33 protein-coding genes and 2 pseudogenes are annotated in these 26,212 nt (G+C 73.8%); 18 read left to right on the forward strand and 17 right to left on the reverse strand.

All coding sequences use genetic code 11. From position 1 onward, the window contains the following. Positions 1–471 (reverse strand): YbaB/EbfC family nucleoid-associated protein (locus ACFQ3T_RS09520; RefSeq protein ID WP_380722429.1); only part of this gene is annotated, 471 nt, incomplete at its 3' end. 125 nt (positions 472–596) lie between these two features. Continuing rightward, positions 597–971 carry an FKBP-type peptidyl-prolyl cis-trans isomerase gene (locus ACFQ3T_RS09525; RefSeq protein ID WP_380722431.1) on the reverse strand — a complete coding sequence of 125 codons (375 nt, stop codon included), beginning with the start codon at positions 969–971 and terminating at the stop codon, positions 597–599. A gap of 159 nt (positions 972–1,130) precedes the next feature. On the opposite strand from ACFQ3T_RS09525, the gene ACFQ3T_RS09530 reads away from it, so the two are divergent. Continuing rightward, on the forward strand, positions 1,131–3,071 hold the full coding sequence (locus ACFQ3T_RS09530; protein ID WP_380722433.1) for a beta-propeller domain-containing protein: 1,941 nt from the start codon (positions 1,131–1,133) through the stop codon (positions 3,069–3,071). On the opposite strand, the gene ACFQ3T_RS09535 is transcribed toward ACFQ3T_RS09530, so the two are convergent. Next, positions 3,064–3,816 (reverse strand): EI24 domain-containing protein, encoded by a 753-nt coding sequence (locus ACFQ3T_RS09535; RefSeq protein ID WP_380722511.1) that lies wholly within the window; start codon positions 3,814–3,816, stop codon positions 3,064–3,066. The two genes, ACFQ3T_RS09530 and ACFQ3T_RS09535, sit on opposite strands and share 8 nt — an antisense overlap. 139 nt (positions 3,817–3,955) lie before the next feature. Between ACFQ3T_RS09535 and ACFQ3T_RS09540 the strand changes: the two genes are divergently transcribed. The 3 genes from ACFQ3T_RS09540 to ACFQ3T_RS09550 all read left to right on the forward strand — a co-directional run bounded on the left by ACFQ3T_RS09540 (position 3,956) and on the right by ACFQ3T_RS09550 (position 5,790). Then, positions 3,956–5,290, forward strand: a complete 1,335-nt coding sequence (locus ACFQ3T_RS09540) for a helix-turn-helix domain-containing protein (RefSeq protein WP_380722435.1) — start codon at positions 3,956–3,958, stop codon at positions 5,288–5,290. 87 nt (positions 5,291–5,377) lie between these two features. Further along, positions 5,378–5,560 carry a hypothetical protein gene (locus ACFQ3T_RS09545; protein WP_380722437.1) on the forward strand — a complete coding sequence of 61 codons (183 nt, stop codon included), beginning with the start codon at positions 5,378–5,380 and terminating at the stop codon, positions 5,558–5,560. After that, positions 5,557–5,790, forward strand: a complete 234-nt coding sequence (locus ACFQ3T_RS09550; RefSeq protein ID WP_380722515.1) for a hypothetical protein — start codon at positions 5,557–5,559, stop codon at positions 5,788–5,790. The genes ACFQ3T_RS09545 and ACFQ3T_RS09550 overlap by 4 nt, the downstream gene beginning before the upstream one ends. A 130-nt stretch (positions 5,791–5,920) precedes the next feature. On the opposite strand, the pseudogene ACFQ3T_RS09555 reads toward ACFQ3T_RS09550, so the two are convergent. From ACFQ3T_RS09555 to ACFQ3T_RS09570, 4 genes and pseudogenes are all read right to left on the reverse strand, one after another. Next, positions 5,921–6,283 (reverse strand): annotated as a pseudogene (locus tag ACFQ3T_RS09555) (SRPBCC family protein); the annotation flags it as partial. A 24-nt stretch (positions 6,284–6,307) separates the two neighbouring features. Beyond that, positions 6,308–6,493: a hypothetical protein gene (locus ACFQ3T_RS09560; protein WP_380722439.1), complete on the reverse strand. Its 186-nt coding sequence runs from the start codon at positions 6,491–6,493 to the stop codon at positions 6,308–6,310. A gap of 35 nt (positions 6,494–6,528) precedes the next feature. Then, complete coding sequence (locus ACFQ3T_RS09565; protein ID WP_380722441.1) at positions 6,529–7,161, reverse strand: GNAT family N-acetyltransferase; 633 nt, start codon at positions 7,159–7,161, stop codon at positions 6,529–6,531. Between the two features lies 1 nt (position 7,162). Further along, positions 7,163–7,609 (reverse strand): DUF309 domain-containing protein, encoded by a 447-nt coding sequence (locus tag ACFQ3T_RS09570; protein WP_380722443.1) that lies wholly within the window; start codon positions 7,607–7,609, stop codon positions 7,163–7,165. A gap of 158 nt (positions 7,610–7,767) precedes the next feature. On the opposite strand from ACFQ3T_RS09570, the gene ACFQ3T_RS09575 reads away from it, so the two are divergent. Beyond that, complete coding sequence (locus ACFQ3T_RS09575; RefSeq protein WP_380722445.1) at positions 7,768–8,799, forward strand: DNA polymerase IV; 1,032 nt, start codon at positions 7,768–7,770, stop codon at positions 8,797–8,799. Position 8,800: 1 nt separating this feature from the next. Next, entirely contained in the window at positions 8,801–9,358 is a 558-nt protein-coding gene (locus ACFQ3T_RS09580; RefSeq protein ID WP_380722447.1) for a dihydrofolate reductase family protein, read from the forward strand. An 8-nt stretch (positions 9,359–9,366) separates the two neighbouring features. Here ACFQ3T_RS09580 and ACFQ3T_RS09585 read toward each other — a convergent pair whose 3' ends face one another. Next, the gene (locus ACFQ3T_RS09585) at positions 9,367–10,167 is read right to left on the reverse strand and encodes an SDR family NAD(P)-dependent oxidoreductase (protein ID WP_380722449.1); all 801 of its coding nucleotides are present in this window, start codon (positions 10,165–10,167) and stop codon (positions 9,367–9,369) included. A 48-nt stretch (positions 10,168–10,215) separates the two neighbouring features. Here ACFQ3T_RS09585 and ACFQ3T_RS09590 point away from each other — a divergent pair, with 48 nt between their 5' ends. Continuing rightward, entirely contained in the window at positions 10,216–10,620 is a 405-nt protein-coding gene (locus ACFQ3T_RS09590; RefSeq protein WP_380722451.1) for a winged helix-turn-helix transcriptional regulator, read from the forward strand. Between the two features lie 123 nt (positions 10,621–10,743). Here ACFQ3T_RS09590 and ACFQ3T_RS09595 read toward each other — a convergent pair whose 3' ends face one another. Continuing rightward, entirely contained in the window at positions 10,744–11,454 is a 711-nt protein-coding gene (locus ACFQ3T_RS09595) for a S1 family peptidase (RefSeq protein ID WP_380722453.1), read from the reverse strand. A 118-nt stretch (positions 11,455–11,572) separates the two neighbouring features. On the opposite strand from ACFQ3T_RS09595, the gene ACFQ3T_RS09600 reads away from it, so the two are divergent. Next, positions 11,573–12,409 carry an ADP-ribosylglycohydrolase family protein gene (locus ACFQ3T_RS09600; RefSeq protein WP_380722455.1) on the forward strand — a complete coding sequence of 279 codons (837 nt, stop codon included), beginning with the start codon at positions 11,573–11,575 and terminating at the stop codon, positions 12,407–12,409. Here the strand turns inward: ACFQ3T_RS09600 and ACFQ3T_RS09605 are convergent. The 4 genes from ACFQ3T_RS09605 to ACFQ3T_RS09620 form a co-directional block, all read right to left on the reverse strand. Next, positions 12,394–13,245: an SRPBCC family protein gene (locus ACFQ3T_RS09605; protein WP_380722457.1), complete on the reverse strand. Its 852-nt coding sequence runs from the start codon at positions 13,243–13,245 to the stop codon at positions 12,394–12,396. The two genes, ACFQ3T_RS09600 and ACFQ3T_RS09605, sit on opposite strands and share 16 nt — an antisense overlap. Continuing rightward, the gene (locus tag ACFQ3T_RS09610) at positions 13,242–13,550 is read right to left on the reverse strand and encodes an ArsR/SmtB family transcription factor (RefSeq protein ID WP_380722459.1); all 309 of its coding nucleotides are present in this window, start codon (positions 13,548–13,550) and stop codon (positions 13,242–13,244) included. The genes ACFQ3T_RS09605 and ACFQ3T_RS09610 overlap by 4 nt, the downstream gene beginning before the upstream one ends. A 76-nt stretch (positions 13,551–13,626) precedes the next feature. Next, positions 13,627–14,382 carry an alpha/beta fold hydrolase gene (locus tag ACFQ3T_RS09615; RefSeq protein WP_380722461.1) on the reverse strand — a complete coding sequence of 252 codons (756 nt, stop codon included), beginning with the start codon at positions 14,380–14,382 and terminating at the stop codon, positions 13,627–13,629. A 16-nt stretch (positions 14,383–14,398) separates the two neighbouring features. Next, entirely contained in the window at positions 14,399–15,418 is a 1,020-nt protein-coding gene (locus tag ACFQ3T_RS09620) for a sigma-70 family RNA polymerase sigma factor (protein WP_380722513.1), read from the reverse strand. A gap of 15 nt (positions 15,419–15,433) precedes the next feature. On the opposite strand from ACFQ3T_RS09620, the gene ACFQ3T_RS09625 reads away from it, so the two are divergent. The 6 genes from ACFQ3T_RS09625 to ACFQ3T_RS09650 all read left to right on the forward strand — a co-directional run bounded on the left by ACFQ3T_RS09625 (position 15,434) and on the right by ACFQ3T_RS09650 (position 20,051). Next, positions 15,434–16,570 carry an aminotransferase-like domain-containing protein gene (locus ACFQ3T_RS09625; protein WP_380722463.1) on the forward strand — a complete coding sequence of 379 codons (1,137 nt, stop codon included), beginning with the start codon at positions 15,434–15,436 and terminating at the stop codon, positions 16,568–16,570. A gap of 75 nt (positions 16,571–16,645) precedes the next feature. Continuing rightward, entirely contained in the window at positions 16,646–17,035 is a 390-nt protein-coding gene (locus tag ACFQ3T_RS09630; RefSeq protein WP_380722465.1) for a hypothetical protein, read from the forward strand. A gap of 13 nt (positions 17,036–17,048) precedes the next feature. Further along, positions 17,049–18,230: a sensor histidine kinase gene (locus ACFQ3T_RS09635; protein ID WP_380722467.1), complete on the forward strand. Its 1,182-nt coding sequence runs from the start codon at positions 17,049–17,051 to the stop codon at positions 18,228–18,230. Next, a complete protein-coding gene (locus ACFQ3T_RS09640; RefSeq protein ID WP_380722469.1) occupies positions 18,227–18,832 on the forward strand; it encodes a response regulator transcription factor in 606 nt (201 codons plus the stop codon). Before ACFQ3T_RS09635 ends, ACFQ3T_RS09640 begins: the two co-directional genes overlap by 4 nt. A gap of 224 nt (positions 18,833–19,056) precedes the next feature. After that, positions 19,057–19,440: a hypothetical protein gene (locus ACFQ3T_RS09645; RefSeq protein ID WP_380722471.1), complete on the forward strand. Its 384-nt coding sequence runs from the start codon at positions 19,057–19,059 to the stop codon at positions 19,438–19,440. A 14-nt stretch (positions 19,441–19,454) separates the two neighbouring features. Continuing rightward, entirely contained in the window at positions 19,455–20,051 is a 597-nt protein-coding gene (locus ACFQ3T_RS09650; RefSeq protein WP_380722473.1) for a hypothetical protein, read from the forward strand. Here ACFQ3T_RS09650 and rnhA read toward each other — a convergent pair. After that, positions 19,995–20,492 (reverse strand): ribonuclease HI, encoded by a 498-nt coding sequence (gene rnhA, locus ACFQ3T_RS09655; protein ID WP_380722475.1) that lies wholly within the window; start codon positions 20,490–20,492, stop codon positions 19,995–19,997. The two genes, ACFQ3T_RS09650 and rnhA, sit on opposite strands and share 57 nt — an antisense overlap. Positions 20,493–20,667: 175 nt before the next feature. On the opposite strand from rnhA, the gene ACFQ3T_RS09660 reads away from it, so the two are divergent. Both ACFQ3T_RS09660 and ACFQ3T_RS09665 read left to right on the forward strand, forming a co-directional pair. Then, on the forward strand, positions 20,668–21,453 hold the full coding sequence (locus ACFQ3T_RS09660; protein ID WP_380722477.1) for a class I SAM-dependent methyltransferase: 786 nt from the start codon (positions 20,668–20,670) through the stop codon (positions 21,451–21,453). 43 nt (positions 21,454–21,496) lie between these two features. Further along, positions 21,497–22,090, forward strand: a complete 594-nt coding sequence (locus ACFQ3T_RS09665) for a DUF7711 family protein (protein ID WP_380722479.1) — start codon at positions 21,497–21,499, stop codon at positions 22,088–22,090. A 7-nt stretch (positions 22,091–22,097) separates the two neighbouring features. Here the strand turns inward: ACFQ3T_RS09665 and ACFQ3T_RS09670 are convergent, their stop codons facing one another. Further along, positions 22,098–22,874: a nucleoside phosphorylase gene (locus tag ACFQ3T_RS09670; RefSeq protein ID WP_380722481.1), complete on the reverse strand. Its 777-nt coding sequence runs from the start codon at positions 22,872–22,874 to the stop codon at positions 22,098–22,100. A gap of 25 nt (positions 22,875–22,899) precedes the next feature. Then, positions 22,900–23,736, reverse strand: a complete 837-nt coding sequence (locus tag ACFQ3T_RS09675) for a polysaccharide deacetylase family protein (RefSeq protein ID WP_380722483.1) — start codon at positions 23,734–23,736, stop codon at positions 22,900–22,902. A gap of 93 nt (positions 23,737–23,829) precedes the next feature. Here ACFQ3T_RS09675 and ACFQ3T_RS09680 point away from each other — a divergent pair, with 93 nt between their 5' ends. Next, positions 23,830–24,288, forward strand: a complete 459-nt coding sequence (locus tag ACFQ3T_RS09680; protein WP_380722485.1) for a hypothetical protein — start codon at positions 23,830–23,832, stop codon at positions 24,286–24,288. A 107-nt stretch (positions 24,289–24,395) separates the two neighbouring features. On the opposite strand, the gene ACFQ3T_RS09685 is transcribed toward ACFQ3T_RS09680, so the two are convergent. Continuing rightward, on the reverse strand, positions 24,396–25,073 hold the full coding sequence (locus tag ACFQ3T_RS09685; protein WP_380722487.1) for an MBL fold metallo-hydrolase: 678 nt from the start codon (positions 25,071–25,073) through the stop codon (positions 24,396–24,398). 118 nt (positions 25,074–25,191) lie between these two features. Here ACFQ3T_RS09685 and ACFQ3T_RS09690 point away from each other — a divergent pair. Beyond that, a pseudogene (locus ACFQ3T_RS09690) lies at positions 25,192–26,127 on the forward strand (acyltransferase family protein); the annotation flags it as partial. Positions 26,128–26,212 lie beyond the last annotated feature (85 nt).

The raw sequence follows: 26,212 nt of genomic DNA on the forward strand, positions 1-26,212 counted from the left end.
CGGGCCGCGAGGCGGTGGCGGCGGCGGTGGCGACGCGTCGTCGTCCTCGATGCCGAACCGCAGCTCGCGGCCCACCGCCGGCGGCGGCGGGGCGTCCTCGGGCGGCGGCGCGGGGAAGGTGCGCTTGGCCTCGTCGAACAGGACGTTCGCCGTCTCGTCGCGGGTGCCGATGGTCTCGGTCATGGCCTGCTGGAGCAGCTCCGGGATGCGGGACTGCGCCCGCTGCAACGTCCGCATCACCTCGGCGGACACCTCGGCCATCCGCTTGTCCCGCGCGGACTCCGCGATCTCCAGGTGCGTCAGGATGCCGTTCGAACCGATGGTGAGCCGCACCGAACCGTCGCGCGACGCCTCGGAAATGGTCATGCCCTGAACGCGGGTGGCCATCTCCTGGTAGCGCTCGGCCTTCTCCTGGATGCTCTGCTGCCACTGCCCGAGCATCCGCTCGGACGCGCCGATGTCCTCGGGCACGCGGCTCCCCCTCGGTAACGCCTGGTCGGTGGTCCCACCAGGATGACGCAGTGGTGAACGGCCCGGTTCCGGTCACGGTCAAATGCTCCGAACGGGGCAACCGCCGGAACCGGGCCAGGTCCCGGTCAGCCCACGCCGAGCAGGTCCACCACGAAGATCAGGGTCTCGCCGGGCTTGATCACGCCGCCCGCGCCGCGGTCGCCGTAGCCCAGGTGGGCCGGGATGACCAGCTTGCGCCGGCCGCCGACCTTCATGCCGGCCACGCCGCGGTCCCAGCCGGCGATGACGCGGCCGCCGCCCAGCGGGAAGCTGAACGCCTCGCCGCGGTCCCAGGACGCGTCGAACTGCTCGCCGGTCGAGTGCGACACACCGACGTAGTGCACGTGCACGAGCTGACCGGGCGCCGCCTCGGGCCCGTCGCCGACGGTGATGTCCTCGATCACCAGGTCGGCGGGCGCGGGGCCCTCGTACGGCTCGACCACGGGCTTGCTCGGGGCCATATCACTCTCCTGTGTCGCTGCACCCCGGGAAGTGGGGTGTTGGGCAATCGGTCCTGGCCTACTCAATCACGTCCGGGTGACGACGGCCGACCGGCCCGCGCGGCGCGGCGCGAACCGGTCCCGGGCAACCCTTTGCCTGTTCCCCTCCGTCCTGGGGACATGACGAGATGGCCTTGGGGCGCGCGGGCGGCGCTGTTCGGTGGTGTCGCCCTGGTGGTGGGGGTGAGCGCGGCCTCGGCCGTGCCCACGCGGGCGGAGGACTGGCGGACCATGCCGCCGATCGAGGCCGTGCCGGTGGACCTGGTGGCGTTCGACACGTGCGACGCCGCGCTGGCCGGGCTGCGCGAGGCCATCGCGCCGCACGTCGGCGTGTACGGGCTGGAGCAAGGCGGTTTCGCCGCCTCGACGGACGGCGAGGTGGCCGCCGACTCGCGCGCGGCCGGCGTGCCGAAGGCCACGGCCGAGTCGGCCCAGGAGCCGCAGCACTCCAAGACCAACGCGCACGAGGCGGGCGTCGACGAGCCGGACCTGGTGAAGACCGACGGCAATCGGCTGGTGACGGTTGTCGACGGCAGGCTGCGCGTGCTGGACGTGGCCACCCGCGCGGTCACCGGCACGCTCGACCTGCCCGGCGGCCACGCGTCCCAGTTGCTGCTGCACGGCGACCGCGCGCTCGTCGTCGGCGGCGGGGGAGGCATGGCGGGGCGCGGCATCGCGCTCGACGGGCCGACCGACGTGTACTCCGAGGGCGCCTCGGTGACGTTGGTCGACCTGGCCGGCGCGCCCCGCGTCCTGGGCACGCTCACCGTGGACGGCCGGTACGTCGACGCCCGGCAGGTCGACGGCGTGGTGCGGGTGGTCGTGCACTCGGGGCCGCGCCTGCCGTGGGTGTACCCGACGGACGGGCGCAGCGAGGCGGAGTCCCTGATCGCGAACCGGGAACTGGCCGCCACCGCGCCGATCGGGTCGTGGCTGCCGCGCTACGAGCTGACCGAGGCGGGCGGCGCGCGGTCGGAGGGCTCGCTGGTGTCGTGCGACCGGGTCAGCCACCCGGAGGAGCACTCGGCGACGTCCATGCTGTCCGTGCTGACGTTCGACTTCCCCGGCGAGCTGGGCAACGGCGACGCGGTGACGATCATGGCCGACGGCGACACCGTCTACGGCACGGGCACGTCGCTGTACGTCGCGGACGACCACCACTTGCGGCCGATGACGCGGACCGCGCCGACCGCGCCGCCGACGACGGCGATCCACCAGTTCGACGTGTCGCGGCCCGGCCCGCCGGAGCACGTCGCGTCCGGCCAGGTCGCGGGCGCCCTGCTGAACCAGTACTCGCTGTCCGAGCACGCCGGCCACCTGCGGGTGGCGACGACGTCCGCCGACGCGCCGGGCATCCCCGAGCAGGCGCCCGCGACGCAGAGCGCCGTCACCGTGCTGAAGCGGGACGGCGCGGTGCTCCGGCAGGTCGGCAAGGTCGACGGCCTCGGCCTCGGCGAGCGGATCTACAGCGTCCGGTTCCTCGGCCCGGTCGGGTACGTGGTGACGTTCCGGCAGGTCGACCCGCTGTACACGCTGGACCTGTCGGACCCGGCGAACCCGCGCAAGGTGGGCGAGCTGAAGATCACGGGCTACTCGGCGTACCTGCACCCCGCCGGCGACGGGAAGCTCATCGGCGTCGGCCAGGAAGCCACCGAGCAGGGCCGCACCACGGGCACGCAGGTGTCGCTGTTCGACGTGTCGGACCCGGCCGCGCCCGCCAAGGTCGCGGGCCACCACCTGCCGGGCGCGTCGTCCGAGGTGGAGTACGACCCGCACGCGTTCCTGCACTGGCCCGCCCGCGACCTCGTGGTGCTGCCGGTGCAGACGTACCCGACCGCGGAGAAGCCGGTGGCGCCGCAGGCCGGAGGCGTGCTGGTGCTGCGGCTCGGCGACGGCGCGTTCTCCGCGCTGGGCACGATCGCGCACGAGCCGTCGACCTACGACGCCGGCATCCGCCGGGCGCTGGTGATCGGCGACGACCTGTGGACGGTGTCCGCGGTGGGCGTGGCGGTCAGCCGGATCGACGGGCTGGCGCGTCAGGCGTGGGTGCCGTTCACCTGATCTGGTCGTGGAGCAGGCGGTGCGCGAGGACCGTGCCGCCTGCCATCGCCGCCGGCAGCACGACCAGCGCCGCCAGCGGGACGAGGCACAGCAGGTAGGTGGGCACGGCGAAGCCGAGCGTCACGGCCCGCCGCTTGCGCAGCACCCGCCGTCGGACGCCGAGCTTCAGGCCGCGGCGGGTGAACGGGATGGCGGTCAGCTCGATGCCCAGCAGCGTCGCGTTGACGCACACCGCGACCACCGGCACGACGGTCTGCCCGACGACGGGGATGAACCCGGCCGCGAACAGCGGGATGGCGCACAGGATCGCGATGCCCACGAGCAGCACGGCGTCACGCACGCCGACCGCCGCGGACCTCACCCACGTCACCTGCTCGGCCTCGGGCACGCCGCCGAGGTGGGTGTCCTCCACGGTCTCCGCGATGTGCTCGTAGAACGGGCCGCCGATGATCAGCGTGATGGCGGTGAACAGCAGCAGTCCGATCGCGACGAACGCGCCGATGATCGAGAACCCGGCGGCGAACCGGGTGGCCGCGCGCAGGCCCTCGTTCCAGTCGTCGGCGAACGGGGTGACCCACGCGGCGATGTCGTCGATCCAGACCGCGAGCCCGATCACGCCGCCGATCAGCAGCGCGGTCGTCACCACGGCCGGGATCGCGCCGATGAGCAGCAGTTTCGGCGAGCGGAACACCAGTCCGAACCCCTGGCCGAGCAGACCGACACCGGTCGAGAAGTCCCGCAGCACCTTGATCACGGGGCGGAGCATATCCGCGCGGCCGCCGCGCCCCGCCCGATCTGTCCGATCCGAGTCCACCCCGTAACGGCGGTCGCGGAGTTCTGGGAGCGGTGCCAGGATGCTGGGTCTGTCGTGAAGGGAATGGGTTATGGCACTCGATCGCACCGACCCGCGCGGGGGACGTCCCACGGTCGTGGTCCCCGAGGCGCCGTTACCGCCGCTGCCCCGCTCGTTGTGGGAGAGCCGCGAGGTGCGCGACGCGGTGCGCGACCGGTCGCCGGGCGCGGTGGTGGCGCTGGCGCGGCGGGCGCACGGCCTGCGCCAGGACGAGCTCGGCGCGCTCGCCGGGTTCTCGCAGTCGGCGATCTCGCGGCTGGAGTCGGGCAGCAACATCGCCTACGACCTGCGCGTCCTGCGCCCGTTGCAGCGCCTGCTCGGCATCCCGGCGCACCTGCTGGGCCTGGCCGACCACTCGCTGCCGGTGGCGGCCGACGAGCTGGACCGGCTCGGCTTCGCGGGCGCGGCGGACGGCGGCGGCGGCGTGGTCGGCCTCGACCTCGGCTCGCTCCTCGCGATCACCGGCGCGGCCGTGTTCAGCGGACCCGGCGGCACGGTGTCGGCCGAGGCGCTGAACCGGCTGCGCGTCCTGCGCCGCGTCATCAACGACGCGCACAACTGGCGCGGCTCCGACGCGCTCATGTCCGCCGCCCGCGGCCTGTACGACTTCGTCGACCGGCTGCGCCGCTCCGCCCGCGGCGAGCAGCGCCGCGACCTGCTCGGCATCGCCGCGACGTACGCCGAGTTCCTCGGCTGGCTGCACGAGGAGACCGGCGACCCGCGCGGCGCGATCCAGTGGACGGCCCGTGCGCTGGAGCAGGGGCAGGCCGCGGACAGCGGCGACCTGGTCGCCTACTCGTACGTGCGGATGTCCCAGCTGGCTGAGGCCGACGGCGACGCGGACCGCGTGGCGGGCCTGGCCCGCGCCGCCCGCCGGGAGAAGGACCTGAGCCCGATGGTGCGGGCGCTCGCGCTGCGCCAGGAGGCGCGGGGCCTCGCCGGCGCGGGCGACGAGGCCGCCTGCATGGACCGCCTGGACGAGGCGCGCGCCGAGTTCGAGCGCGTCACGCCGCCGTCCGACGACGAGTACTGGATCGGCTACTGCTCCGCCGCGGAGCACTTCGAGCTGGAACGCGCGGCGAGCTGGCTGGCGCTCGGCCGGCCGAACCGCGCCATCGAGGTGTACGAGGACGTCCGGCAGCAGGTGTGGCGGCGGCTGTGCGCGTGGGAGCAGGGCGTGCACGTCGCCAAGCTCGCCCACGCGCACGCCATCGCGGGCGAGACCGACCACGCGGTGTCGCTGGCGTACGACGCGCTGGACACCGCGCGGGCCACGAAGTCCGCGCAGGTGCTGCGGGAGCTGGGCAGGCTCGGTTCGTGGGAGGGCTCCCGCGACGTCGCCGAACTGGCCCGCGGCGCGCGCTGAACCGGTCCCCATGCGTGTTCCGCATACGGCGGTGGCGATTCGGGTTCCGCGCTGCCCTACCGACCGGTCACCCCGCACGATGGGAGGATGATCGAACCGGAACCCACGGAGCGACCGCCCCGCGAAGCGGCCGGTGACCGCGCCCGCGCCCACGGGGGCGTCCGCAGGGGCGACGCCCGGCAGCGCTGCGGGCCGTACCGGCTGGACTTCTACGCGACCCCCGACGCCGTCGTGTGCGTCGTGTCGGATGACGAACTGGTCCGGACGTGAGCGCGACGCCGCCCTCCCAGGAGCCGGTGCTGCTCGTGCGCCGCAGCGGTGGTCTCAGGGGCGAGTGGGAGCGGACGTGCCACCTGGTGCCGCTGCCCGACGGCACGCAGTCCGCGTTCCACGCGCTGTGCGGCGAGCGGATCGAGGTGGACGCGGCCGAGCTGCTGCCCGAGCCGGACGGCATGCCGTGCGTGGCGTGCCTGCTGTCCGCCCCGCCCGCCGCCGGCTGAACGTCGGGTCGGCGTCGGGGTCAGCGTGCGAGGTTGCGGGCCAGGTCGCGGAGGTCCTTGCGGAGGTTCGCCCGCACGAACCACCCATGAGCGGCCCGACGAGCCGGTAGTGCCGGCCCGCGTCACCGCGCACGCGCAGGGTGGCCGCCGTCCCGCCGCCGGTCGCCGGGGCGAACCGGTACGTCACGTGCATCGGGAACGGGCCCGCGACCGAGGTCATCTCCAGCAGTCCGGGCGGCTCGTGCGCCACGACCCGCAGCACGTAGTCGATCCGCTTGCCCAGGAAGCGCGCGGTCCGCGTCACCTCCGCGCCGACGCCGAACCCGCCACCGGGCGCGGGCGCGGTCAGCTCGGCCCGCTTGATGCCCTGCGTCCACTCGTGGTCGTGCCGCCAGTCCATGGCGTACCGCGCCACCACGTCGGGCGGCGGCGGGAGGACACGGCGGGCGGACACGTCCACCGGCCGATTGTCCACCCGGGACGCCGCCCGCACCCGGCGGCGAGGCGGGGGAACGGGTCAGCGGCGGCGACGCCGGAAGCTGAGCGACCGGGCGCCGGCGCCGACACCGGCGAGGTGCAGCGCCACGCAGAGCAAACCGGCCAGCAGCAGCGTGCCGCCGTCCAGCACGGTGCCGAGCGAGGCGTTGGCGAGGTCGAGCAGCAGGGCGAGGCCGAAGATGACCGCGGCGATGATCGCTAGCACGGAAGCCTCCAGGTGGGGATGAGGATGACCACCAGTTACCCCGCCGCGGAGTCCTCCAAGCAGGCGTTCGGCCCAACTTCGAGCCCGAGGTAGGTGAGCGGTCCCGCGTCCGGCACGGCGATCTCGTGGAACCCCAGCCGGTCGTAGAACGCGCGCGCCGCCGTGTTGATCGTCAGCATCCCGAGGTGCACGCCGCGCACGCCCTGGAACGCCAGCGCGCCGAGGAACGCCGTCATGAGCGCGCGGCCGTGCCCGGAGCGCTGGTGCTCCGGCAGGAGGTCGATGTGCAGGTGCGCCGGGTAGTCCGCCAGCTCCGGCACGACCATGCGGCGCGGGTGGTGCAGCAACCACACCATCTCGTCGGTCGGCGTGGCGGGCCGGTCGACCGGCGGGTACCGGTCGGACACCTTCGGCAGCCACTCCGACTCGAACCGGGACACGAACGACGGCGTGTCCGCGGTGCCGATGACGTACCCGACCGCGCGCTCGCCGTCGTCCGCGACGAACGCCAGCGACGGCTCCAGGTCCGTGTACGGCCAGGCGAAGATCGTGGGCATGAGCTCGAGGTCGGGGTAGAGGTGCCGGGAGTCGCCGCCCGCGTCCGCGGTGCGCACGCAGATGTCGCCGACGGCGTCGCGGTCGGATTCCCGGTAGGGCCTGATCACCACGTTACGAACCCCTCGTGAGTCGCGGTACGCCGACGCCCGACGCGGCCCAGGCCACGAGGCCCGCCACGTCGACCCCGTGCGGCGGGTCGTCGAGGTAGGGCGAGATGTTGCGGACCCCGCGGGCCAGCAGCGACGAGGCGCCCGCCGCGCTGCCGCGTGCCGCGTGGGTCAGGCCCACGGCCAGCTGCGCCAGCCCGCGCCACAGCTCCCGCTCCGGCTCGGGCGCGGCCTTCCACGCGTCCTCCAGCACCTCGTGCGCGTGGAACGGCCGGCCCACGTCCAGCAGCCGCTGCGCCTCGGTCAACGCCTCCCCGGGCGTGCGCGGCACGCCTTCCGGCTGGCGCTCGACGCCGGGCAGGCCGTAGGGCAGCGGTCGGCCGAGCCCGTCGCGCGGTCGCGCGTTGCGGGCCCTGCCCTGCTCGTCGCGGTCACGGGGGCTGGTCGGCACGTCTTGATCGTGTCACGAACGGCGGTCACGCGAAACGGGGCGGTCTCGCGTGGAGAGGGCCGGCCGGGCCGTCTCCCGTGGACCGGGCGGCGTGGCACCGCCCGGGCGGTGTTCGGATCGCCGCACGCGAACGGCGTCGCGCGGTGATACTGGCGGACGTGTCCGAACAGGACTGGGTCCTGCACGTCGACCTCGACCAGTTCATCGCGGCGGTCGAGGTCGCGCGCCGGCCCGAGCTGCGCGGCAGACCGGTGGTCGTCGGAGGAGCCGGCGACCCGGACCAACGCGCCGTGGTGGCCACCGCGTCCTACGAGGCGAGGGAGTTCGGCGTCCACTCGGGGATGCCGTTGCGGCTGGCGAAGAAGCGCTGCCCGGACGCGGTGTTCCTGCCGTCCGACGCGCCCGCCTACGAGGAGGTGTCCGCGCACGTGATGGACGTGCTGCGCGAACTGCCCGTGGTGGTCGAGGTGATCGGCTGGGACGAGGCGTTCCTGGGCGCCCGCACCGACGACCCGGAGGCGTTGGCGGACACCGTGCGGCGGGCCGTGAAGGCGGGGACGGGGCTGGAGTGCTCGGTCGGCGTCGGCGACAACAAGCTGCGCGCGAAGCTCGCCACCGGGTTCGCGAAACCGGCCGGCGTCTACCGGTTGACCAGGGACAACTGGGTCGAGGTGATGGCCGGGAAGCCGGTCTCCGCGTTGTGGGGCGTCGGCCCGCGCACGGCGGCCAAGCTGGCGTCGCTGGACATCCGCACGGTCGCGGAGCTGGCCCGCGCCGACCCGGCGGAGCTGGCCGCCCGGTTCGGCCCGGCGATGGGGCCGCACTTCCGGCAGCTCGCGCTGGGCGCGGGCGACCCGGTCGTCACCGCGACGCCGTGGGTGGCGAAGTCGCGCAGCCGCGAGACGACGTTCCAACAGGACCTGACGGACCCGGCGGAGATCCGCGACCAGGTCCGCGCGCTGGCGCGGCGGGTGGTGGAGGACGTGCGGGCGGAGGGCAGGCCGGCGGCCCGGGTGGTGGTGAAGGTGCGGTTCGCGCCGTTCTTCACCGCCACGCGGGGCGTCGCCCTGGAAGTGCCGACAATGGACGGGAAACCGATCGAGGACGCGGCCCTGGCGGCGCTGGCGCGGTTCGACGACGCGCGCGCCGTGCGCCTGCTGGGTGTGCGCGCCGAGTTCACTGGGGGATGACGTGGGCAAAGTGGTGCTGAACGGTTCCGTGTCGCTGGACGGGTACAGCGCGGGGCCGAACGTGGGCGACGACCACCCGATGGGCGAGGGCGGTGAACGGCTGCACCGCTGGCTGTTCGCCGAGGGCTCCGACCGCGACGCCGCGTTCGCCGCGTCGGTGGGCGCGGTCGTGCTGGGCCGGCGGACGTTCGACCTGGGGCTCCGGTACTGGCGGGACACGCCGTTCCCGGTGCCGAGCTTCGTGCTGACCCACGAGGGACGTCCGCCGCTGGCGATGGAGTCCGCGTCGTTCACGTTCGTCACCGACGGGCCGAAGAGCGCGATCGGCCAGGCCCGCGCGGCGGCGGGGGACAAGGACGTGCTCGTCATGGCGGGCGCGGACTCGGCCCGGCACGTGCTGCGCGCCGGGCTGGTCGACGAGATCCGGCTCCAGCTCGTGCCGGTGCTGCTCGGCTCGGGCGCGCGGCTGCTGGACGGCCTGCGCCCCACCGAGCTGGAGAAGCTGGAGGTGACCGACTCGGACGACGTGGTGCACCTGCGGTTCCGCGTGGTCCGGTGAGACGGCGCTCAGGCGCGGCCGAGGCCGGTGATCGCGTCGAGCACGGCGTGCAGCCGGGCGGCGGTGGCGCGGTCGAACTCGGGTCGGTCGAGGGGGACGAACGCGCCGGCGCGTGACGCGGTGAGCGGCGCGGTGGGCGGGTCCGCCAGGAACCGGCGCACCTGGTCCGCCGCGTCGTCCACCGACCTGGCGAACCGCCGCGCCACCACGTCCAGCGCCTTGCCGCGCAGTCCTCCGACCTGCGCGCCGAGACCGCTGTCCACGAACATCGGGTTGTGCAGCACGTACCGCACGGCGCTGCCCGGGTGCCGGTCGGCGAAGCCCGCGCCGAGCAGGTCGGCCGCCCGCGACGCCTGGCTCACCGCGGCGAACGCGCGGTAGCGCCGGCTCAGCGCCAGGTCGTCCCACCGGATGCCCGGACCGCGCGGCCCGGCCACCCCGCACACGCTCACCACGACCGGCGCGGCCGACCGCTCCACCACCGGCAGCAGCCGTTCCACCAGCACGAACCGGCTCACCGCGTGCAACGCGAACGTGTGCTCCAGCCCGTCGGCGGTGACGACCCGGCGGCGGCTGAACCGCCCCGCGCCGAGCACCAGGTGGTCGACCACGTCGAACCGCGCCGCCAGCTCGTCGGCCACCGCGAGCGTGCCCGCCACCGTGCCGAGGTCGCCGCGCACGAGCTCGACGCCCTCCGGCGCGGTGGCCGAGCGGCCCACGACCGCCACCCGGTGCCCCTCCCGCGCCAGCCGTGCCGCCAGCGCCTTCCCGATCCCGTTGGTGCCGCCCGTGATCACGGTGTTCGCCATAACCTGAAGCGTGGTGCGCGCCGCGACGACACGAAAGAAGGCACATCCATGTCACTGGTCCCGGTGCCGGTCACCACGGCCGACCGCGCCGCCTGCCCGGTGGGCGACGTGCTGACGCGGGTCGGCGACAAGTGGAGCCTGCTCGTGCTGGGGCTGCTCGCCGAACGCCCCTACGGCTTCAACGAGCTGGACCGCGCGGTGCACGACCTGAGCCGCCGCATCCTCACCCGCACGCTCCGGCAGCTGGAGCGCGACGGCCTGGTCGACCGGGAGGTGCGGCCCGGCAAGGCCGCCGGCGTGGAGTACCGGGCGACCGCGCTCGGCCGTTCGCTGCTGGACCTGGTCGTCCCGTTGGGACGGTGGGTGCTGGCGCACGAGGACGCCATCCGGTCCGCGCGCTCCCGTTACGACAACGCTTCCGGCACCCGACGGGTGAAGTCCACAGTGGACTAGAGAGCGAGCGCGGCGCCGGCCGTGGGCTCGGCGCCGCGCTGTCGCCTGGTGGCCCGCTCGCGCGACTGGGGCGTGTCGTGACACTCGCGCGAGCGGGCTGGTCCAGGGTGTTCCGGTACCGGCTCAGACCCCGGCGATCGACTGGATCCACGACCGGTACCGCGTCACGTTCGTGTACGCGGTGGTGGTCTGCCGGTCGCTGGTCGACGCGACGCCGACCTGCACGCCGTTCGCCATCATCGGGCCGCCCGAGTCGCCGCCCGCGGTGATGCCGTCGCCGCGGCGGGCGCAGATGGCCGAGCCGCCGTAGGCGTCGGTGCAGCCGCCGGTGACGGTCACGTTCGCGACCTTCAGGTACTGCGACTGGCAGTTGATCTCCGAGCCGCACTGGGACGTCGCGCCCCAGCCGTAGACCTGCACGTTCTGGCCGACGGTGACCGAACCCGGCTGGCCGAGCCGGGCGTAGGTCGCGGACACGGAGCGGTCGAGCCGGACCAGCGACAGGTCCGCCGAGTGGTTGTAGGTCTGGACGCCGTTGGCCAGGGTGCCGCCGGACGTCTGGTCGAGGCTGCCGATGCGGAACGACAGACCGCCGCCGCTGACGCAGTGCCGCGCGGTCAGGATCCACGTCGGCGCGATGATCGTCGCGGAGCACGTCTGCCGGCCGTTGGAGAACAGCCGGGCCGCCCACGGGGCGTTGCTCGCGTAGCTGCCGCCGATGATGTACGGCGACACGCCGCCCTCGTTCGCGGGCGCCGCCGACGCCGACGGGACGAGGGCGAGCAGGGAGAACAACGCGGCTGCGAGCGCAGGGATCAACCTGGTGATTCGCAAGGTTCCTCGTTTCCGAAGACACGCGATTTCTCGCGCACAGGGGTGTCTTGGGTCACGATGTTCGTACCACCCGACCGGGTGAAAAGGGATATATCGAATCGGTTATAACGTGCGCGTCATGCTTGTCGAACTGGCGGTCGGGGACGCGTACGGCGCGGGCTTCGAGTACGCCGACCACCGCTTCGTGACCACGCACAACACGCTCGCCGGGTACGTCCGGCACCCCCGCCACCACGGCATCCGCCCCGGCTCCTACACCGACGACACGCAGATGGCGCTGGCGCTCGCGGAACTGCGGGTGTCCGGCGAGCCGTGGACCCCCGAGGCGGTGGCGTCGGCATTCGTGACGGCGTTCCACCGCGACCCGCGCGAGGGATACGCCTCCGGGTTCCACGCGTTCCCGGGGACCGTGCGCACGGGGGCGGAATTCCTCGCGCGCATCCGCCCGGACAGCGACAAGAGCGGCGCGGCGATGCGTGCCGCGCCGGCCGGGCTGCTGCCCACCGCGGCCGACGTCCTGCACCACACCGACGTGCAGGCCAAGGTCACCCACGACACGCCGGACGGTGTCGCGGCGGCGCGGGCGGCGGCCCTGGCCGTGCACTACTGCCACCACGGGCTCGGGCCGGTCGCGGAGGTCGGCGCGTGGATCGCCGACCGGCTCGGCTCGGACGTGTGGGCGCGGCCGTGGACGGGCAAGGTCGGGTCGAAGGGCGTGATGAGCGTGCGCGCGGCGCTGACCGCGCTGGCGTCCGGCGACTCGCTCAGCGGGGTGCTGCGGACGTGCGTCGCCTTCACCGGTGACGTGGACACGGTCGCGACCGTCGCGCTGGCCGCCGCCTCACGCTCCGCCGAGATCCGCGCCGACCTGCCCGCGGTGCTGGTGGACGGGCTGGAGAACGGCCCGTTCGGGCGCGACCACCTGGCCCGGTTGGACGCTCAGCTGCTCGCGTAGCGCCGTTCCAGCTCGGCGACCCGGTCCTCCGGCCACCCGCGGACCTCGCCGAACGTGGCCGCGAAGAACAGCTCCAGGTGCGCGTGCCACGCCGCCGGCGCCCGCGGCGCGAACGCCGGGTCGGCGAGCGCGTGCGTCAGCTCCACCGTCGTGCCGCGGTCCGGGTCGTGCCGGAACTCCCACCGCACCCGGCCGGTGGGCGAGTCGAACCCCAGCACGCGCGGGGGCGTGCGCTCGACCACCGGGCCCGCCGGCACGTCCGGGTTGGCGGCACGGGTCGGCACGCCGTCCCCGCCCTCGGTGAGCAGCGCCCACACCTCGTCCAGCGGGCGCCAGACGAGGTCGCGGACGAACCGCACCACGCGGCCGTCGAACCGGCCCTCGTCCAGCCCGAACTCCCGGACGTAGCGCTCCATCGCCCCGAGCACCGCCGCGGGCGGCTCGACCGGCCGGTCGTCCAGCCGGGCTTCGAGACCGGCCAGGCACGTGTCCCAGCCGGCCGCGTTGCGCCCGGCCCCGAGCTCGTCGCCGAGGACGTGCGTGAACACGAGCAGGCAGCTGCGCTCGTGCGGCAGCAGCTCGAACCGGAGCACGTCGGTGTTCCAGCGGAACGCGAACACGGCGGGCGGGTCGAACTCCAGCACCTCGCCGGTGGTGACCTCGTCGGGGAACGAGAACGTCATCGCGCGCCCGTCGATCGCCACCTCGGCCGGGAACCAGTGCGCCAGCTCGCCCGGTTCCGTCACCGCCCGCCACACCTTGTCGCGCGGGTGCGCGAGCACCCGTTCGAACCGCAGCACGGGCTTCCCGTCGATCCGCCTCAGCTCGGCGCTCATCCGTCCACCTCGTCCAGTCGGCGCTCCAGCGCGTCGAGGCTGTCCTCCCACATCCGCCGGTACGGCGCGAGCCACGCGTCGACCTCGGCCAACGGCCCCGGCCGCAGCCGGTAGAGGCGGCGCTGGGCGTCCCGGCGCACCTCGACCAACCCGGCCTCGCGCAGCACCTTCAGGTGCTTGGACACCGTCGGCTGGCTCACCGACAACCCGTCGACCAGGTCGTTGACCGGCCGCTCACCGTCCCGCAGCACGTCGAGGATCTGCCGCCGGTGCGGGTCGGCGAGCACGGCGAACGTAGATGCCATAATGGCAATATAGCCACCACGGCATATGCGCTGTCAACCCGAGGCGGTCGCACCGCGTCGCGTCGGGCGTCTGGGATCAGGCGACCACCTCCGCCCGGCGGATCGGCATGAGCGGTCTCGGGGTGGTGGTCAGGAAGTCGGCCACCAGGGACGCGCACAGGTCCGGCCGCTCGAACGGCATGAGGTGCGACGTGCCCGGCAGCACGCACAGCTGCGCGTCCGCGATGCCCCGGTACAGCGCGACCGTGTGCTCCAGGCGCACGATGTCGTCGTCGCTGCCCAGCACCAGCGTCGGCGCGGTGATCGCGGCCAGGTCGACCACCTCCGGGTCGTGCGCCGCCCGGGCGAACTTCTCCACCACGACCGGCAGGTGGTCGCGGCCGTCCGGCGACACCTCGGCGTACCGGTCGGCGACCTCGGCCGGCAGCCCGCCGCCCGGCTGCGGCAGGAACAGCCACCCGTCCTTGCCGAACGCCGAGTTCAGCACCGCCAGCCTGCGCACCAGGTCGGGCCGCCGCTGCGCCACGCCCAACGCCACCACGCCGCCCGCGCTGTACCCGACCAGGTGCGCCGGCCCGCCGACCACGTGCTCCAGGAACGCGACCACGTCGCCCGCCAGCACGTCCGGCGACACCGGCCCCGGCACGTCCGGCGTCCGCCCGTGGCCCCGCCGGTCCACCAGGTACACGCGGAAGCGGTCCGCCAGCCGCGCCAGGTTCGGCTCGAAGTCCCGCGAATCGCTGAACCCGCCGTGCAGCAGCACCAGCGGCTCGCCCTCGCCCCGCACCTCGTACCAGGTGCGCACGCCGGCCACGATCTCGTACATGGTCATCCCCCTCCGGTAGTCCTCACCCACTCGTACGGGAGGGGTCCGACAAAATCACCGGCAAACCGAAGAGTTCGAACAGATGATCACCCAAAAAGGTGGTCGAGCCGATCACCAGGTCCCCCGAGAACTCCACCAGGACCAGCGCGAACGGCCGGTGCACGCCCTGCTCGTCCGGCCGGTACTGGCCGAACGCGGGCACGCCGTTCGCCCACGTCGGCACGAGCCGCGCCGTCTCGCACCCGCTGTCGCCGAAGGACAGCGCGGTCGCGATGTCGGCCCGCCCGCGCAGCCACCACGCGAACGGCGGCATGCTCATCGTCGCGTCCTCGTGCAGCAGCGCCACCAGCGCCTCCACGTCGTGCCGCTCGAACGCCGCCGCGTACCGCTCCAGCAACCCCCGGTCGAACGGCTGCAACGGCGCGGGCTTGCGGTCGGCGAGCGTGGCCCGTGCGCGTTGCAGCGCGCTGTTCACCGAAACGACCGTTGTGGACAGCAACGCGGCCACTTCGGACGCTTTCCAGCACAACACGTCCCGCAGGATCAGCACCGCGCGCTGACGTGGCGGCAGGTGCTGCAGGGCCGCCACGAACGCCAACCGCACCGTCTCCCGGCCCACGGCGACCTCGTCCGCCGGCAGCACCCGCGCGTCCGGCGCCGGCTGCACCCACGCCCCGTCCGGCAGCGGCTCGCCCAGCGGCGTGCCGACGGCGGCCGGCGACGTCAGGTCCATCGCCACCGCCCGCCGCTGCGCGCTGCGCAGCATGTCGAGGCACACGTTCGTGGCGATCGAGTACAGCCACGTCCGCAGCCGCCCGCGCTCCGGGTCGAACGTCCGCCAGGCCCGCACGAACGTCTCCTGCACGGCGTCCTCGGCCTCGAACGGCCCGCCGAGCATGCGGTAGCAGTAACCGGTCAGCTCCACGCGATGCGCTTCCAGGTCCACCGCCACATCGTCACCCGGTAAGGTGGACTTCGGCGCCTCGACCCCAGTGCAGCCCCTTTCCTGCGTGGCACGACCGCGTGAACTCTTCCGCTCGATGATTCGAGGAGCCCCATGCCGCGCACGTTCACGGGGTCGCCGGTCCGCGACCTGCTCGCCCTCACCGCCCGCCCCGAGGTCATCTCGTTCGCGGGCGGCCTGCCCGCGCCCGAGCTGTTCGACGTCGAGGGCCTGCGCACGGCCTTCGACCAGGCGCTGTCCCGCCGTTCGCTCCAGTACGCGCCCACCGAGGGCGACGCGGACCTGCGCGCCCTCGTCGCCGACCGGCTCACCCGCCGCGGCCTGCCCACCGACGTCCCCGACCTGCTCGTCACCACCGGTTCGCAGCAGGCGTTGACGCTGGTCGTGACCGCGTTGCTGGAACCCGGCGCGGTCGTCGCCGTCGAGCAGCCCACCTACCTCGCCGCCCTCCAGTGCTTCCAGCTCGCGGGCGCGCGGATCGTGCCCGTCGCGGGCGACGAGCACGGCATGGACCCGGCCGCGCTCGCCGACGTCATCGAGCGGGAACGCCCCGAGCTGCTGTACCTCGTGCCCACGTTCGCCAACCCGACCGGCCGGACGTTGAGCGCCGGGCGGCGCGCCGAGATCGCCGCGCTCGCCGACCGGCACGGCCTGTGGGTGGTCGAGGACGACCCGTACAGCGAGCTGCGCTACCGCGGCGAGCCGGCGCCCGCGCTGGCCACGATGAGCGACCGCGTGCTGTACGCGGGCAGCTTCTCCAAGGTCGGCGCGCCGGGACTGCGGCTGGGCTGGCTGCGCGCGCCCGCGTCGATCATGCGCAGGCTGGTGATCGTGAAGCAGGCGGCGGACCTGCACACGTCCACCATCGACCAGGCGGCCGCCGCCGCGTACCTGAGGGCCAACGACCTGGACGCGCACGTGCGGACGTTGTGCGCGGCCTACCGCGAGCGGCGGGACGCCCTGGTCGCGGCGCTGCCGTCGACCGTGCCGGACGGCGCGCGGTGGAGCGACCCGGACGGGGGGATGTTCGTGTGGGTCACCCTGCCGGGCGACGTCGACACGGGGTCGCTGATCACGTCGGCGCTGGAGCGGGACGTGGCGTTCGTGCCCGGCGCGCCGTTCTACGCGGCCGAGCCGGACCGGTCGACGCTGCGGTTGTCGTTCACCACGAACACCACCGCCGAGATCGCCGAGGGCATGCGGAGGCTGGCGCCCGTCTTCACCACCTGACCGTGTGAATCGCACGGTTGTCCGGTGACACCGCGTGGGTGGGGGTTGTGCGCCGCCGGCCGCAACGTGGTCCCCATGAAACGTTCTTCGATCGTCTCCCTCGTGGTGTCGACCGCGCTGGGCATCGTGATCGTCGCCGACGACAACGGCGAGTGGACCGGCTTCGGCACGTGGGGCCTGGTCGCGTGCGCCCTGGTCTACCTCGTCGCCGTGCTGCTGCGGGGCGAGCTGCGCCGCACCAAGGTGATGTGGGCCCAGGTGGCGGGCGTGGCGGGGTTCGGCGCGGTCGCGGGCATCGCGCTGCTGGTGGACCCCGACGTCGGCCGCTACCTGGTCGCGGCGGGCTGGCTCGCGCACGCCGGGTGGGACCTCGTCCACTTCCGCGCCAGGCTGGTCGTGCCGACGTGGTACTCGCTGGCGTGCGCCGTGGTGGACGCGTTCGTCGGGGTGTCCCTGGCATGGTGAGGAACGTGTCGCGATGGGGGTGCAGCGCGTGATGAGGCGGGCGCGGGCGCTCACGCTGGTGTCGCTGGGCGTGGCGTGGTCGACGAGCCTGGTCGGGCCGGGGATCGGCGTGCTGCTGGAGACCCGGCCCGGGTGGGTCGTGGCCGGGCTGGTGGGCGTGGTCGTGTTCGGCGTCGCCTACGTGGGAGTGCTGTACGCGACCGTGACGCCCGGTGTGGCGCGGCGGCGGTGGGACGTCGCCGTCGCCGTGGCGACGCTGCTGTCGGTGCCGTTGCTGGCGCCGGTGGCGGCGGGCCGGTGGGACACCTGGGCGTGGGTCGGCGCCGCGCTCGTCGGGACGGCCCCGGTGCTGGTGCGGCGGTGGTGGTGGGCGGCGGCCCCGGTGGTGGTCGCGGTGGCCGTGGCGGTGTCGCCGGAACCGTTGCGCGCGTTGGTGATCACCGGTGTGGTCGGTGTCGGGTTGGCGTTGATGCACGTGCTGCCGGTGTGGCTGTGGGACCTGGTGGTGCAGGCGCAGCAGGGGCGTGAGGCGCGGGCCCGGCTCGCGGTGATCGAGGAGCGGCTGCGGTTCGCGCGGGACGTGCACGACCTGCTCGGGCACCGGTTGACGGTGATCGCGCTGAAGGCCGAGCTGGCGTCGCGGCTGGCGGTCGCGGACGGGGAGCGGGCCGGTGCGGAGGCGGACGAGGTGCGGGCGCTGGCCGCGGCGGCGTTGGCGGACCTGCGGGAGGCCGTGCACGGGTACCGGACCGTGGAGCTGGCCGAGCAGGCGTCGGCGATCGAGCAGGTGTTGACCTCGTCCGGGGTGCGGTGCACGGTGTCGGTTCCGGCGGAGCTGCCCCCGGCGGCGCGGGAGCTGTCGTGGGCGCTGCGGGAGGCGGGGACGAACGTGCTGCGGCACAGCCGGGCGCGGTGGTGCACGATCGACGTCGTGGTCGAGGCCGGCGAGGTGCGGCTGACCGTGGCGAACGACGGCGCGATCGGCGTGCCGGCGAACGGGTCCAGGCTGGGCGGGGCGGGGTCTGGTGGGTCCGGGTCTGGTGGGTCCGGGTCGGCCGGGTCGGGGTTAAGCGGGTCGGGGTCGGGCGGGTCGGGGTTGAGCGGGTTGGCCGAGCGGTTGGCGGCGGTGGACGGGTCGGTGCGCGCGGGGGAGGAGGACGGGGTGTTCACGCTCGTGGCCACCGTGCGGTCGTGATCCGCGTGCTGCTGGCCGACGACGAGGAGCTGATCCGCGTCGCGGTGGCGGCGCTGCTCGGGCTGGAGCCGGACCTGGAGGTCGTCGCCCAGGCCGCGGACGGGCGGGAGGCGGTGCGCGCGGCCCTGGCGCACCGGCCGGACGTCGCCGTGGTGGACCTCCAGATGCCGTCGCTGGACGGCTTCGAGGTGACCGCCGAGCTGGCCGAGGCCCTGCCGGGGTGCGCGGTGGTGATCCTGACCGGGCGCGGCAAGCCGCCGCACCTCCAGCGGGCGTTGGCGGCGGGGGCCAAGGGCTTCCTGCCGAAGGGCTCGCCGGGCGGCACGCTGGCGGACGTGATCCGGCGGGTGCACGGCGGCGCCCGGTACGTCGACCCGGCGTTGGCGGCGGACGCGCTGACCACGCCGCCGTGCCCGCTGACGCCGCGCGAACTGGAGGTGCTGCGGCTGGCGGAGTACGACACGCCGGTGGCGGTGATCGCGCGGAAGACCCACCTGTCCGCCGGGACGGTACGCAACTACCTGTCGGCGGCGGTGGCGAAGCTCGGCGCGGCGAGCCGGTCCGAGGCCTACCTCACCGCGCACGACAACGGCTGGCTGTAGCCCGGCGCCGGTCCCCGGAGCCGCCCGCGCCGGTCCCCGGAGCCGCCCGCGTCGGTCTCCCGGAGGCCGGTCCCCGGAGGCCCCGGAATTCCCCGGACCGGGCCGGTCCGGGGAAACGATCAGGGCGGTTCCCGGCAGGTGGCGGGAGCGCCCGGCCGCGCGCCCGTGGCCACGGCGACGCCGCGTCCCTAACTTTCGGGCCATCTCAACCGAAAGAGGGCGATATGACCGACCACGTGCAGCCGACTCCGCCGCCGCCCGCCCCGGCCGGGCCACGGGCCGCGGTCGTGGTCCTGAGCGCGCTCGCCGTGCTGCTGGCGGGGGCGTCGGTGCTGGCGATCGTGCTGTTCCTCGGCGCGCGGGAAGACCTCGGGCTGGAGGTCCGGCGCCTCGACGAGACCAGCCGGTCGCTCACCGGGGCGCAGGACCGGCTGGAGGAGACCAGGACGTCCACCGAGGCCGTCGCCGGGCGGATCTCCACGCTGGAGGCCGAGAACGCCGAGCTGCGCGAGTGCGCCGAGCCGGCCAAGGACTCCATCATCGCCGCCCGGGACGACGATGACGCGGCCCTCGGGCCCGCCGTCGCCCGCGCCACGGAACACTGCTGAGCCAGGGGGATCGAATGACCACGCCCGAACCGAACCACCGCGGCACCCCACCCGTGCCGGCGCCGACGTCGGCGTCGGCGGATCAGCCCGCCGTCGACCAGCAGCCCGCCGCCGCGCCGTGGGGCACCGAACCGCAGCCCGCGCCCTGGGCCACCGGACCGCAGCTTGCCGAGGCGCATCCGGCACAGCACCCGTACCCGCCGCACCCCGAGTTCCCGCCGAACCTGTTCCAGCCGGAGATGCGCCAGCCGAGCGCCACGCGCTCGGGCGGCCGGGTGCCGATCGTCGTCCTGACAGCCCTGGCCGTCGTGTTCGCCGTCGTCGCGGGCGTCTTCACCGCCCTCTACGCGAGCGAGCGCGCCGAACTCGACCGCACCACCGCCACCCGCGCCGACAGGGAACGCGCCCTCGCCGACGTGACCGCGCAGCAGGCCGAGGCCGACCGGACCCTCGACACCACCCGATCCCGCGAAACGACCCTGACCGCCGAGCACGACCTCCTCACCGAGTGCGTGGACGCCGCCAAGGGCTACTTCGACCTCCCTCCCGGACCGTCACCCGAGTCCTCCCGCCTTTTCGGCGTCATGTACGACGTCTGCCCGCAGATCTGACTCCATCGCCGCCCGGACGCCGCGGACCGCCAGCCGGTCCGCGCGTTCGTTCTCGGGGTGCCCCGCGTGCCCCTTCACCCAGTGCCACTCGACCTCGTGCGGCGCGGTGGCGGCGTCGAGCCGCTGCCACAGGTCGACGTTCTTGACCGGCTGCCGGGCGGACGTGAGCCACCCGTTGGACTTCCACTTCGTCATCCACGACAGCACGCCGTTGCGGACGTACGTGCTGTCGGTGTAGATCCGCACCACGGACGGCCTCCGCAGCGTCTCCAACGCCCGGATCGGGGCCATCAGCTCCATCCGGTTGTTGGTGGTGGCCGCCGACTCCCCACCGAACAGATCCCGCTCGTGCGCCCCGTACCGCAGCACCGCGCCCCAGCCGCCCGGTCCGGGGTTCCCGCTGCACGCGCCGTCGGTGTAGATCTCCACCACCTGCTCCATGCGGCGAACATACCGAGCGGCGGGAGAGCGGCGGCGGCCCGCTCGCCGGGCTGTGGACAACTCGCCGAACCCCCCGCCGAACCCGTCGCCGAACACCTGACCCGGACCACTCGGTCGGTGCGCTGAGAGCGCAACCGCTGTCCTCGGGACGGTGTTCGCCTGCACCCTGGTCGGCATGGCACTGGGATTCGCGGGCGAGGTGGCCGACTACTACCACCGCTACCGGCGCGGCTACCCGCCGGAGGCGATCGACGCGGTGGCGGGCGCGTTCGGGCTCACCGCAGACGACACGGCGGTCGACCTCGGCTGCGGGACGGGTCAGCTCGCGCTGCCCCTCGCGGCACGGCTCCGCGCCGTCGTCGGCGTGGACCCGGAACCGGACATGCTGGCCCACGCCCGCCGCGCCGCCGCCGAGCAGGGCCTGTCGAACCTCACGTGGGTGATCGGCACGGACGCGGACGTGCCCGCGTTGCGCGCCCTGCTCGGCGACGGGTCGGTCGGCGCGGTCACCATCGGCCAAGCCCTGCACTGGATGCGGTACGACGAGCTGTTCCACGCACTCTTCCCGCTGGTCAGGCCAGGGGGAGGCGTGGCGGTGCTGGCGAACGGGACACCGCTGTGGCTGCAGGACGCCGACTGGTCACGGGCGTTGCGCGAGTGCCTGGAACAGTGGTTCGGCACGCGTGTCGGCAACGCGTGCGGAACCGACGAGGAGAGCCTGCGGCGATACCGCGACAGCCTGGTCGCGGCCGGGTTCCGGGGCGACGTGCACGGCGTCGACTACACCGGCACGCTGGACGTGGAGTCCATTGTGGGCGGTGTGCTCTCCGCGTTGCCCGAGGACCGGCTCCCGGCGTCGGCGGAACGCGCGCGGTTCACCGGCCTGATCCGGCGCGCGGTGGAACCGCACGCGCCGTTCGCGGAGCACGTCCACGTGTCCGTGCTGACCGGTCGGCGGTGAGGGCCGCACCTGCCGACGCCCCCGGATGGGTGAGGATGGTCGCGTGAAGTGGTCACGGGCGGTGCGGCACGTCGAGGAGTTGGCGGCCAAGTGCGGTGAGCTGGCGGGCCTGTCGGGGGCGATCCACCCGCTGCGGGTGGTGGAGCTGTGGGCCGTCGGGGAGATCCTCGGTGAGGCGCGGGACGTCGATCGGGTGACCGTCGCCCTGGTGGTCGACCTGCCGGTCGACGACGTGCCGTGGTTGGCCGAGCCGCACGGCGCGGAGCACTGGGCGAACGCGGCGCGGGTGGCGAGGAACCCCATCCGGCCGCTGTGGCGGTCCGCGCGGGCGCCGGTGTGGAACCACGGCGTCGACCGACCGGCCCTGGTCTGGAGCGAGGTCGACGGCACCGTGGAGGCGACGTTGGCCGCGTTGGTGGACGGGCGTGGCGAGCGGGTCCGGCTGCCCGCGCCGGGGCCGGACGAGTTCCGGGCCCGGCTGCGCGACGAGCTGGCGGTGAGCCTGCGGGCGCTGCGCCGGCAGACCCGCGAGTACGAGGACAAGCGCTGGAGCCCCGGCAAGTTGACGGCGGTGTCGGACGGGTTGCGGCGCGTCACCGGCGGTTACCTCGACGTGCTGGACGCCGTGGCGGAGTGACGGAAGATCACTCGGACGCGTGAATCCTGCCGGTGGCTTCGATCGCGAGCGTGAGCAGGTCGGCGCGGGCGTCCGCCGTGGTCCAGTTCCGCGAGTCCCAGGCCGGGCCGCTGAGGTCGTCGGCGGCGTAGAGCAGCGCCCCGAGCCGCGCGCCGCGGAACCGCGCGGCGGCCAGCAGCGCCGCGACCTCCATCTCCACCACCACGCACCCCTGGTCACGTCGGGCTCCCACCGCCGCGCGGGTTTCCCGGAACGGCGCGTCGGTGGTCCACGTGAGCCCGGTGACGCACGGCACGTCCCGTTCGGCGAGCAGGCCGACGAGGGCGTCCACCACGGCGCGGTCGACGTCGACCACCTCGGTCGGGGGCGCGTAGTGGAACGACGTCCCCTCGTCCCGCACCGCGCCGGTCGGCACCACGGCGTGGCCCATCACCAGGCCCGGCACGAGCGCTCCGGCGCTGCCGCACAGCACGACGCGGCGGGCGCCGCCGGCCATCGCCCGTTCGAGGTGGTGCACGGCGGCCGGGGCGCCGACGCCGGGGTGGAAGACGGCCACCGGGTCGCCGTCGGCGGCGTCGACCAGGTGGATGCCGTGCCCGCCCATTTCGGCGGTGAACCGTCCCGCCAGCCGGGCGGCGCCCCGCTCGCGCAAGGCCGCGATCTGCTCGTGGAAGTAGCACAGGACCAGCCGGTCCGGCCACGGCTCGGTCAGCTCGGGCGCGGACGGCGTGATCAGCGCGTCGGCGTCGGGATCGAAGCGGAGCGGGTCGGCGGGGAGGTCCACGTCCCCGAGTCTGGCCGGGTGGCGATCACCGCGACCACTCCTTTTGCAGGGCGCGGTAGTCGATCACGGTGATGCCCTCGCGGTCGACCAGGTCGCGGGCCTCTGGTGAGACGAGGAAGTCGTAGTCGGTGCGCCGAACGCGCCACCCGCCGTCGACCTCCCGCGACCGCGCGCTCGCGACGCTCGGGTGCACGGCCCACTCGCTGAGACCTGGGGGCAAGTCACGCAGAAGTTCACCGTATCGAGCGAATTTCCGGTCGACGTCGAGGGCGAAGCTGTCCACGAACGGGTGGTCAATCACGGGCAGCCCGCGCCGCCGCATCGCCCGCCGCCCCTCCTCCAACCAGACCCGCACGGCCAAGCCGTACTCCTCCGCCAACCCCACCGTCAGCGCCAGGACGTCGTCGCGCCCACCGTCGGCGAGGCAGTGGAAGTCCAGGTGCGTCGGCGAGAGCCCCGCGTCGACCGCCGCGTCGACCTGTGCCCGGAACTCGACCTCGACCTCGTCGGCGCGCGCACGGGCCAACAGCGCCTCCCGGTCGGCGGAGGTGAAGAACCGGCCGGCGTCGTCCAGCAGCGAGCGGACCTTGTCCTTCGAGGTCAACGGTCCCGACCGATCGGTGGGCGAGTCGCGGACCAAGGTGAGGTGCACGCCGAACGGCACGTCCGGGCGCGCCCGGAGCAACCGCATCGCGTGCGCCGCCGACGGGCCGGCCGTCATCAGGCTGCACGACGCCGCGATCCCGACCTCGATCGCCTCCACGGCCGCGACGTCGACGTCCTCGTGCAGGCCGACGTCGTCGCAGTTGACGATCAGCACCCTCGCGTCGGGCGGATGACCCAGCAACTCACTCGCCGGCACCGCGCTTCCCCTTTCGCGCTCGCCGTCGCCGCCGACCGGTCAATGTCATCAGGTCGTAGGCTGGCGACCGTGACAACACCTGGCCAGGGGCCTGTGACGGCGTTCGACGACACCGTCGACGTGGAATATTCGCAGTTCTGCCTCCAGGACATGGCCCGGAACAACTCACCGCTCGCACTGGAAGTCCCCGACGGCGACGACTGGCTGATGGTCGGCGGGCTCGGCGGCGTCCTCTTCCACAGCACGGACACCGACCACAACCCGCCGATCCGCCTGGAACTGTGGTCCACCCGCCCGACCGCCCCCACCGCGTCCTGGCACGACTCGGCCGAAGCCGTGTTCCGGACGGAGAGCGAAGAAGTCCGCCTCTGGTCCCCGACCGCCGCGATGGGCGAGCACACCGTCCCCCTGCCCGGCCCCGGCGAATACCACGTCGAAGCGTTCGTGCGCGGTCGCGAGGAATCGGACGAGCATTTCGCCGGCGATGAACGGGAACACTGGCTGGTCCGCATCTGGCCCGTCTCCGACCCACCGCTCAACGTCCATCACTGAACAGCCGGAGAAGCGCTCGCAGGCACATCCTTCATCGTGACGAAAAGGGACGAAGACTGACGTCGCCGGTGGGACCGCAGCAGAGTGCGCGGCCCCACCCGCACGGCTCACCAGCCCCGGGAACGCCACTCGTCCAGGTGAGGTCGTTCACGCCCCAGGGTGGAATCGTCCCCATGACCCGGGTAGAACCAGGTCTCGTCGGGCAGTTCGTCGAAGATCCGCGTCGACACGTCCTCGATCAACGACCCGAAGGTTTCGGGCGACGTGGTCTTGCCGACTCCTCCCGGGAACAGCGAGTCCCCGGTGAACAGGTGGGGGTGGCCGGTTGGGTCGCGGTACAGGAGGGCGATCGAGCCCGGAGTGTGGCCGCGCAGGTGGATCACCGTCAGGGGCACCTCGCCGACGTCCACCGTGTCGCCGTGCTCGACCAGGACGTCCGGCGGGATGGGGAGGACGTCGGCGTCCAGCGCGTGCGCGACCGTGTTCGACCCGTTCGCGCCCGCCACCGCGCCCAGGGCGCCCCAGTGGTCGGCGTGCCGGTGCGTCGTCACGACGGTCTTCAACCGCGGGCGGTCGACGGAGTGGCCCACCACGTCCGACAGGCGCTCCGGGTCGGCTGCCGCGTCGATGAGCATGGCCTCGTTCGTCGCACGGCAGACCAGCAGGTAAGCGTTGTTGTCCATCGGTCCTACCGAGACCTTCGTGATGGTCAACGCGTCCAGGGTGCGCCGTGCCGGCGGGCCGCCCGGCGACACGTGCCCCGTGTAGTCCTCTAGTACGTCCACAGTGGCCGACGGTAGCCGACCGGACACCCTTCAGGCTCCCCGCAGCCGGACCTCATAGGGTGGGCGACCGAAACACCGCCGCCCTGCCGACGCCACGTGAATAGGGTTCTTCCACCTCGTGCCTACCCAACGCCGGATCAACTGGGACGTCCTGCGCATCGCCGCCGTGCTGTGCGTGCTCCTGCAGCACGCCACCCACGCGGGGCCGTCCGCCCACTCCGAGCTCGGTTCCGCCGCGTTCGTCTTCAGCCTCGAGTTCGGCGCGAGCACACTGGTGGTGATCTCCGCCTTCTTCGCGTGCGCGTCGCTGGCGAAGGGCGAACCGGCGCGGTTCCTGCGCAACCGCCTGGCCCGGCTGGTCCCCGCGTACGTGGTGGCCGCCACGTTCACGTACACGTTCCTCCGCTACGCCGCGCCGGAGGGCTGGAGCCCGATGGGCCCGCGGGACCTGCTGTTCAACGTCCTCATGCTGCAGAACTGGTTCCCGGACGTCCACGTGGTCGACTTCTCGTACTGGACGTTGCCCGTGCAGGTCACCGGGTTCGTGGCGGGCGCCCTGCTCGCGTCGCGCCTCCGCGGCCGCGCGCTCAAGGTCGGGCTGTGGGCGCTGGTCGTCGTGCCGGTGGCGCTGCGCGACGCGGCGGCCGACCCGGGCGTCCTCCAGACCCTCTTCAACGGCCTCGGCATGCACCGCGCGCAGCTGTTCGCGATCGGCGTCGGCATCTGGCTGTGGTCGCGGGGACGGCTCGGCGACCGGCACCTGTTCGCGCTGCTCACGGCGGCTCTGATGGCGCAGTCCGGGCACACCGGGGACTTCGAGTCGACCGTCGGCCTGGGCGTGGCGCTGATCGGCGTGTGCGCCGCCGCGGGCGGGCGCGACTGGGACATCGCGCCCGTGCGCGCCCTCACCCGGCCGATCAAGTGGCTGGCGGGCATCTCCTACGGCGTCTACCTGGTCCACCAGCAGATCGGCTACGTCGTGATGCTGCGCGTCGCGGCCCTCGGCCCCTGGGCGCAGCTGGCGGCGTTCACCGGCGCGGCCGTGGTCCTGGGCTGGCTGCTCACCAAGTACGTCGAACGGCCCGCGCACCGCGTGCTCACCACGAGCCGCCGCCCTGCGTTGGTGGGCCTGCTGCTGA

The organism is Saccharothrix hoggarensis (assembly GCF_042678885.1).
Classification (GTDB): Bacteria; Actinomycetota; Actinomycetes; order Mycobacteriales; family Pseudonocardiaceae; genus Actinosynnema; species Actinosynnema hoggarensis.

Bases quoted from the DNA above. Each gene is read 5' to 3' on its own strand.
- ACFQ3T_RS09525 (WP_380722431.1), bottom strand. From the start codon at position 971: ATGGCCCCGAGCAAGCCCGTGGTCGAGCCGTACGAGGGCCCCGCGCCC.
- ACFQ3T_RS09530 (WP_380722433.1), top strand. From the start codon at position 1,131: ATGACGAGATGGCCTTGGGGCGCGCGGGCGGCGCTGTTCGGTGGTGTC.
- ACFQ3T_RS09540 (WP_380722435.1), top strand. From the start codon at position 3,956: ATGGCACTCGATCGCACCGACCCGCGCGGGGGACGTCCCACGGTCGTG.
- ACFQ3T_RS09545 (WP_380722437.1), top strand. From the start codon at position 5,378: ATGATCGAACCGGAACCCACGGAGCGACCGCCCCGCGAAGCGGCCGGT.
- ACFQ3T_RS09585 (WP_380722449.1), bottom strand. From the start codon at position 10,167: ATGGCGAACACCGTGATCACGGGCGGCACCAACGGGATCGGGAAGGCG.
- ACFQ3T_RS09590 (WP_380722451.1), top strand. From the start codon at position 10,216: ATGTCACTGGTCCCGGTGCCGGTCACCACGGCCGACCGCGCCGCCTGC.
- ACFQ3T_RS09600 (WP_380722455.1), top strand. From the start codon at position 11,573: ATGCTTGTCGAACTGGCGGTCGGGGACGCGTACGGCGCGGGCTTCGAG.
- ACFQ3T_RS09605 (WP_380722457.1), bottom strand. From the start codon at position 13,245: ATGAGCGCCGAGCTGAGGCGGATCGACGGGAAGCCCGTGCTGCGGTTC.
- ACFQ3T_RS09610 (WP_380722459.1), bottom strand. From the start codon at position 13,550: ATGGCATCTACGTTCGCCGTGCTCGCCGACCCGCACCGGCGGCAGATC.
- ACFQ3T_RS09615 (WP_380722461.1), bottom strand. From the start codon at position 14,382: ATGACCATGTACGAGATCGTGGCCGGCGTGCGCACCTGGTACGAGGTG.
- ACFQ3T_RS09625 (WP_380722463.1), top strand. From the start codon at position 15,434: ATGCCGCGCACGTTCACGGGGTCGCCGGTCCGCGACCTGCTCGCCCTC.
- ACFQ3T_RS09630 (WP_380722465.1), top strand. From the start codon at position 16,646: ATGAAACGTTCTTCGATCGTCTCCCTCGTGGTGTCGACCGCGCTGGGC.
- ACFQ3T_RS09635 (WP_380722467.1), top strand. From the start codon at position 17,049: ATGGGGGTGCAGCGCGTGATGAGGCGGGCGCGGGCGCTCACGCTGGTG.
- ACFQ3T_RS09645 (WP_380722471.1), top strand. From the start codon at position 19,057: ATGACCGACCACGTGCAGCCGACTCCGCCGCCGCCCGCCCCGGCCGGG.
- ACFQ3T_RS09650 (WP_380722473.1), top strand. From the start codon at position 19,455: ATGACCACGCCCGAACCGAACCACCGCGGCACCCCACCCGTGCCGGCG.
- rnhA (WP_380722475.1), bottom strand. From the start codon at position 20,492: ATGGAGCAGGTGGTGGAGATCTACACCGACGGCGCGTGCAGCGGGAAC.
- ACFQ3T_RS09660 (WP_380722477.1), top strand. From the start codon at position 20,668: ATGGCACTGGGATTCGCGGGCGAGGTGGCCGACTACTACCACCGCTAC.